Origin of the sequence: Pseudomonas sp. S37, assembly GCF_016658545.1 — a bacterium.
GTDB lineage: Bacteria > Pseudomonadota > Gammaproteobacteria > Pseudomonadales > Pseudomonadaceae > Aquipseudomonas.
In genome coordinates this window covers 1-5,987 of sequence record NZ_JACVZC010000188.1, presented here as the reverse complement: position 1 = coordinate 5,987, position 5,987 = coordinate 1, and the positions used below count along the sequence as shown (strand labels likewise).

Sequence of the window (5,987 nt, the reverse complement as noted above, 5' to 3'; positions counted from 1 at the left end):
GGGCTGCTGCGCAGCCCATCGCGACACAAGGCCGCTCCTACAGGGACCGCGTCAGCTTCTCAAGGTCCGATTGATCACGACAACCCCCAAGCTGCTGTGAAACACTAACCCCACCTCCAACACCCAGCAGCCCCGAATGCCCGCCCTAGACCACCCCCTGATCGACCAGTTCCTCGACGCCCTGTGGCTTGAAAAAGGCCTGTCCGACAACACCCGTGTTTCCTACCGCAGTGACCTGGCCCTATTCAACGGCTGGCTGCAGGAGCGTTCAGTGTCGCTGCCCGACGCCGGCCGTGATCTGATCCTCGACCACCTGGCCTGGCGCCTCGATCAGGGCTACAAGCCACGCTCCACGGCGCGTTTCATCTCTGGCCTGCGCGGCTTCTTCCGCTACCTGTTGCGGGAAAAGCTGGTGGCCATCGACCCGACCCTGCAAGTCGACATGCCGCAACTGGGCAAGCCACTGCCCAAGTCGCTGTCCGAGGCAGACGTAGAAGCCCTGCTGCAAGCCCCGGACCTTGGCGAGGCCATCGGCCAGCGCGATCGCGCCATGCTCGAAGTGCTATATGCCTGCGGCCTGCGCGTTACCGAACTGGTCAGCCTCACGCTCGACCAGGTCAACCTGCGCCAAGGCGTGTTGCGGGTAATGGGCAAGGGCAGCAAGGAACGCCTGGTGCCCATGGGCGAAGAGGCGGTGGTGTGGCTGGAACGCTACCTGCGCGATGGCCGGGCCGAGCTGCTCAATGGTCGCCCCAGCGACGTGCTGTTCCCCAGCCTGCGCGGCGAGCAGATGACCCGCCAGACCTTCTGGCACCGTATCAAGCACCATGCCCGGGTAGCCGGCATCGACAAACCGCTGTCACCGCACACCCTGCGCCATGCCTTCGCCACCCACCTGCTCAACCACGGCGCCGACCTGCGCGTGGTACAGATGCTGCTGGGCCACAGCGACCTGTCGACCACGCAGATCTACACCCACGTCGCCAAGGCCCGCCTGCAGCAGCTGCACGCCCAGCACCACCCGCGTGGATGAATGTTTTTCATGTTCCGCCGGCCGGTCCTTGCAAGCCCCTTCACCGGTAGCGTGATGTGGTAGGCTTGGACGGTTTGCACCAAGGGCCGCACGGTCACCGCGTATTTTCCGCAGGTGGCGCCCTCCGGCCCCTGTCCGCCTTCAGGAGTTCCCATGCGCGTGACCCAGTTTTTCGCCGCCGCCGCGTTGGCGCTGGCCAGTACCTTTGCCGTTGCCGCGGCAACCGATAGCAATGCCGGTGCCGAGCAGGCCATCCGTAAATCGCTGCAAAACCTTGAGCTGGAAGTGCCCGTGGAGAGCGTGGCCAGCAGCCCGCTGAACGGCCTGTACGAAGTCAAGCTGCAAGGGGGTCGTGTGCTGTACGCCAGCGCTGATGGCCAGTTCGTGATGCAGGGCTACCTGTTCCAGATCCAGGACGGCAAGCCGGTCAACCTCACTGAAAAAACCGAGCGTCAGGGCATCGCCAAGCTCATCAACGGCATTCCAGCCGCCGAGATGGTGGTTTATCCTGCCAAGGGCGAAACCAAGTCGCACATCACCGTGTTCACCGACACCACCTGCCCGTACTGCCACAAGCTGCACGCCGAAGTGCCCGAGCTGAACCGCCGCGGTATCGAAGTGCGCTATGTCGCCTTCCCGCGTCAGGGCCTGGGCTCGCCGGGTGACCAGCAGTTGCAGGCGGTGTGGTGCTCCAGCGACCGCCGTGGGGCAATGGACAAGATGGTCGAAGGCGAAGAAATCAAGGCTGCCAAGTGCGCCAACCCGGTTGGCAAGCAGTTCCAGCTGGGCCAGTCGATCGGCGTCAATGGCACGCCGGCCATTGTGCTGGAAAGCGGCCAGGTCATTCCGGGCTACCAGCCGGCACCGCAGGTTGCCAAGCTGGCACTGGCCAAGTAATCCAATTCAGTACGCCGTCGTCATGGGGTGACGGCATGTTTCACGGTCGGCAAAGGTGCCGCCCGTTCAATGGGGAGTTCACAGTGAAACCGGTCAAAGTAGGCATCTGTGGGTTGGGGACCGTCGGTGGCGGAACCTTCAATGTACTTCAGCGCAACGCCGAGGAGATTGCCCGCCGTGCCGGGCGCGGTATTGAAGTGGCACAGATCGCCATGCGCTCGCAGAACCCGAACTGCCAGATTACCGGTACCCCCATTACCGCTGACGTGTTCGAAGTTGCGAGCAACCCGGAGATCGACATTGTCATCGAACTGATCGGTGGCTATACCATCGCCCGCGACCTGGTGCTCAAGGCCATCGAAAACGGCAAGCACGTGGTCACCGCCAACAAGGCGCTGATCGCCGTGCACGGTAACGAGATTTTCGCCAAGGCCCGCGAGAAGGGCGTCATCGTTGCCTTCGAAGCAGCCGTGGCCGGCGGTATCCCGGTGATCAAGGCCATCCGCGAAGGCCTGTCGGCCAACCGCATCAACTGGCTGGCCGGCATCATCAACGGCACCGGCAACTTCATCCTCACCGAAATGCGCGAGAAGGGCCGTGCCTTCCCTGACGTGCTGGCCGAAGCCCAGGCGCTGGGCTATGCCGAAGCCGACCCGACCTTCGACGTCGAGGGCATCGACGCTGCGCACAAGCTGACCATCCTGGCGTCCATCGCCTTTGGTATCCCGCTGCAGTTCGACAAGGCATACACCGAAGGCATCACCCAGCTGACCACGGCTGACGTGAACTACGCCGAAGCCCTGGGCTACCGCATCAAGCACCTGGGCGTGGCCCGCCGCACCGCCGAAGGCATCGAGCTGCGCGTGCACCCGACGCTGATCCCGGCCGACCGCCTGATCGCCAACGTCAACGGCGTGATGAACGCGGTCATGGTCAACGGCGACGCTGCCGGTTCGACCCTGTACTACGGCGCCGGTGCCGGCATGGAGCCTACGGCTTCGTCGGTGGTGGGCGACCTGGTCGACGTGGTCCGCGCGATGACCTCCGACCCGGAAAACCGTGTGCCGCACCTGGCCTTCCAGCCGGATTCGCTGTCGGCCCACCCGATCCTGCCGATCGAAGCCTGCGAGAGCGCCTACTACCTGCGCATCCAGGCCAAGGATCACCCGGGGGTACTGGCTCAGGTGGCCAGCATTCTTTCGGAACGGGGTATCAACATAGAGTCGATCATGCAGAAGGAAGCCGAGGAACAGGACGGCCTGGTGCCGATGATCCTGCTGACCCATGGCGTGGTCGAGCAGCGCATCAACGACGCCATCGTCGCCCTGGAAGCCCTGCAGGACGTAGTCGGCAAAGTTGTGCGCATCCGCGTCGAACAGCTCAACTAATTTTGTTCTCGGGCCGCCCGCGCGGCCCGGGCCTCAGCATCGAAGGTTTGCACCCATGCGCTATATCAGTACTCGCGGCCAGGCACCGGCCCTGAATTTCGAAGACGTGCTGCTGGCTGGCCTGGCCAGCGACGGCGGCCTGTACGTGCCGGAAAACCTGCCACGCTTCACCCAGGAAGAAATCGCCTCGTGGGCCGGCCTGCCGTACCACGAACTGGCCTTCCGGGTCATGCGCCCGTTCGTCGAAGGCAGCATTGCCGACGCCGACTTCAAGAAGATCCTCGAAGAAACCTACGGCGAGTTCGCCCACGCTGCGGTGGCCCCGCTGCGCCAGCTGAACAGCAACGAGTGGGTACTGGAGCTGTTCCACGGCCCGACCCTGGCGTTCAAGGACTTTGCCCTGCAACTGCTCGGCCGCCTGCTCGACCACGTACTGGCCAAGCGCAACGAGCGGGTGGTGATTGTCGGCGCCACCAGTGGTGACACCGGTTCCGCCGCCATCGAAGGTTGCCGCCGTTGCGACAACGTCGACATCTTCATCCTGCACCCGCACCAGCGCGTGTCGGAAGTGCAGCGCCGGCAGATGACCACCATCTTCGGTGACAACATCCACAACATCGCCATCGAAGGCAACTTCGACGACTGCCAGGAAATGGTCAAGGCCAGCTTTGCCGACCAGTCGTTCCTCAAGGGCACCCGCCTGGTGGCCGTCAACTCGATCAACTGGGCGCGGATCATGGCCCAGATCGTCTACTACTTCCATGCTGCCCTGCAGCTGGGTGGCCCGGCGCGCTCGGTGGCGTTCTCGGTGCCAACCGGCAACTTCGGTGACATCTTCGCCGGTTACCTGGCGCGCAACATGGGCCTGCCGGTCAGCCAGTTGATCGTTGCCACCAACCGCAACGACATCCTGCACCGCTTCATGAGCGGCAACCAGTACGTGAAGGAAACCCTGCACGCGACCCTGTCGCCGTCGATGGACATCATGGTTTCGTCCAACTTCGAGCGCCTGCTGTTCGACCTGCACGGTCGCAACGGTGGTGCGATTGCCGAGCTGATGGCCAACTTCAAGCAAGGTGGCGGCTTCAGTGTCGAGCAAGACCGCTGGACCGAGGCGCGCAAGCTGTTCGACTCGCTGGCCGTCAGTGATGCGCAAACCTGCGAGACCATCGCCGAGGTATTCGCCGCTACCGGTGAAGTGCTCGACCCGCACACCGCGATCGGCGTCAAGGCCGCCCGCGAGTGCCGTCGCAGCCTGGACACGCCGATGGTGGTGCTGGGTACCGCGCACCCGGTCAAGTTCCCGGAAGCGGTCGAGAAGGCCGGTGTGGGCAAGGCGCTTGAGCTGCCGGCACACCTCAGCGACCTGTTCAGCCGCGATGAGCGTTGCACGGTCCTGGCCAATGACCTGAAAGCGGTACAGGACTTTGTCAGCCAGCACGGTAACCGCGGCAAGCCGCTGTAACCGCGTAGCTTTCTGGGGCTGCTGCGCAGCCCTTTCGCGACACAAGGCCGCTTCTACAGGGGAACGCGTCCCATGCAGCTGACGCGTTCCCCTGTAGGAGCGGCCTTGTGTCGCGATGGGCCGCAAAGCGGCCCCAAAATCTCAGCTTTTTCCCAGGGCTCAATCAGAAACTTCCTATTCAAATGCACCCAGCACAACGCCTAGATTAGCCGGTCCTCCCACCAGGAGCGGCTCATGCACCAGACCTCCGTGTTGATCCACCAGGCGCGCCCATCTCACCAGATCCTCCTGCACCAGGCCCTCAATGCCCAAGGTGTTTTCGACGTGCGCATCAGCGCAAGCAGCGCTGAACTTGATGCCTGCCTCTGCGCCAAACGCCACCCCGACCTGCTGATCCTCGACCATGCCATGCCAACCCGGGCCGGCCTTGCCTTGCTTGCCCGACAGCAACAGGTACGTGCACTGCTGTTCGTTGGTCAACCTATGCCTGAACGCCATAACCTTGCCCAGGAGGCACGAAAGAAAGGTTTGTGGGTACTCGCCGAGCTGCCATGGCCACTGTCGATGCCGCGCCTGCAGCATGCCCTGCAAACCCTGCAGGTGCGCCCGGGGCGGCGTATTCAAACTGTCATGTCAGCCCCGCATGCTCACTGAAGCAGGCGCGGCATGACGAACTTTCCGCTGCGTCTGTTGGTCAGTTCCTTTATATCCCACCACGCAGCGAGTGAACCGGATGGAAAGAATCTGCAGCCTGCTCAACGACGCCCTGAGCCCTTACCAGACCCACCTCGGCATCGCCGATGCCAGCGGTAACCGCCAACTGACCGTTCATGATCGCCTCGCCGGCATTACCTTGCGGCGCACGGTCAGCGAGCGCCAGTTGCAGGAGCAACGCCTGTTGATCGACCTGGTGGATGGTTTGCACCGTGACCTGCAGATAGCCGAGGGGCGCTTGCAGCCCTGCGTAATCGCGGCACTGCAGCAGCGTCAGCAGCCGCAGGGAACCTTTGCCTGAGTGGCTTATCAGACACAGTAGGGCAGCCAGCCAGTGCTTTGCTCCGGTACTGGCGAGGCTGTCACGGGAAGTCCCCAAGGACTTTCGCTTGGCCCCGGGCGTCTTCCCCAGCGCCCGGGGTTTCTTTTTTCTGGGCTGCGCGGTCCCCTGTAGGAGCGGCCTTGTGTCGCGATGGGCCGCAAAGCGGCC

6 protein-coding genes are annotated in these 5,987 nt (G+C 63.5%); all 6 read left to right on the top strand.

Translation table 11 applies throughout. The features are described 5' to 3' along the window. Positions 1-136: 136 nt before the first annotated feature. The 6 genes from xerD (at position 137) to IAE39_RS28675 (ending at position 5,798) form a co-directional block, all read left to right on the top strand. The gene (gene xerD, locus IAE39_RS28700) at positions 137-1,033 is read left to right on the top strand and encodes a site-specific tyrosine recombinase XerD (protein ID WP_201207840.1); all 897 of its coding nucleotides are present in this window, start codon (positions 137-139) and stop codon (positions 1,031-1,033) included. A gap of 153 nt (positions 1,034-1,186) precedes the next feature. Continuing rightward, the gene (locus IAE39_RS28695; RefSeq protein ID WP_201207839.1) at positions 1,187-1,930 is read left to right on the top strand and encodes a thioredoxin fold domain-containing protein; all 744 of its coding nucleotides are present in this window, start codon (positions 1,187-1,189) and stop codon (positions 1,928-1,930) included. A gap of 83 nt (positions 1,931-2,013) precedes the next feature. Next, positions 2,014-3,318: a homoserine dehydrogenase gene (locus tag IAE39_RS28690; RefSeq protein WP_060485691.1), complete on the top strand. Its 1,305-nt coding sequence runs from the start codon at positions 2,014-2,016 to the stop codon at positions 3,316-3,318. A 55-nt stretch (positions 3,319-3,373) separates the two neighbouring features. Beyond that, complete coding sequence (gene thrC, locus IAE39_RS28685; protein WP_201207838.1) at positions 3,374-4,783, top strand: threonine synthase; 1,410 nt, start codon at positions 3,374-3,376, stop codon at positions 4,781-4,783. A 234-nt stretch (positions 4,784-5,017) separates the two neighbouring features. Further along, on the top strand, positions 5,018-5,437 hold the full coding sequence (locus tag IAE39_RS28680) for a response regulator transcription factor (protein WP_201207837.1): 420 nt from the start codon (positions 5,018-5,020) through the stop codon (positions 5,435-5,437). A 79-nt stretch (positions 5,438-5,516) separates the two neighbouring features. Further along, the gene (locus IAE39_RS28675; protein WP_051096702.1) at positions 5,517-5,798 is read left to right on the top strand and encodes a DUF3509 domain-containing protein; all 282 of its coding nucleotides are present in this window, start codon (positions 5,517-5,519) and stop codon (positions 5,796-5,798) included. Positions 5,799-5,987: the final 189 nt, after the last annotated feature.

Coding starts and splice junctions, on each gene's coding strand:
- xerD (WP_201207840.1), top strand. CDS start 137: ATGCCCGCCCTAGACCACCCCCTGATCGACCAGTTCCTCGACGCCCTG.
- IAE39_RS28695 (WP_201207839.1), top strand. CDS start 1,187: ATGCGCGTGACCCAGTTTTTCGCCGCCGCCGCGTTGGCGCTGGCCAGT.
- thrC (WP_201207838.1), top strand. CDS start 3,374: ATGCGCTATATCAGTACTCGCGGCCAGGCACCGGCCCTGAATTTCGAA.
- IAE39_RS28680 (WP_201207837.1), top strand. CDS start 5,018: ATGCACCAGACCTCCGTGTTGATCCACCAGGCGCGCCCATCTCACCAG.
- IAE39_RS28675 (WP_051096702.1), top strand. CDS start 5,517: ATGGAAAGAATCTGCAGCCTGCTCAACGACGCCCTGAGCCCTTACCAG.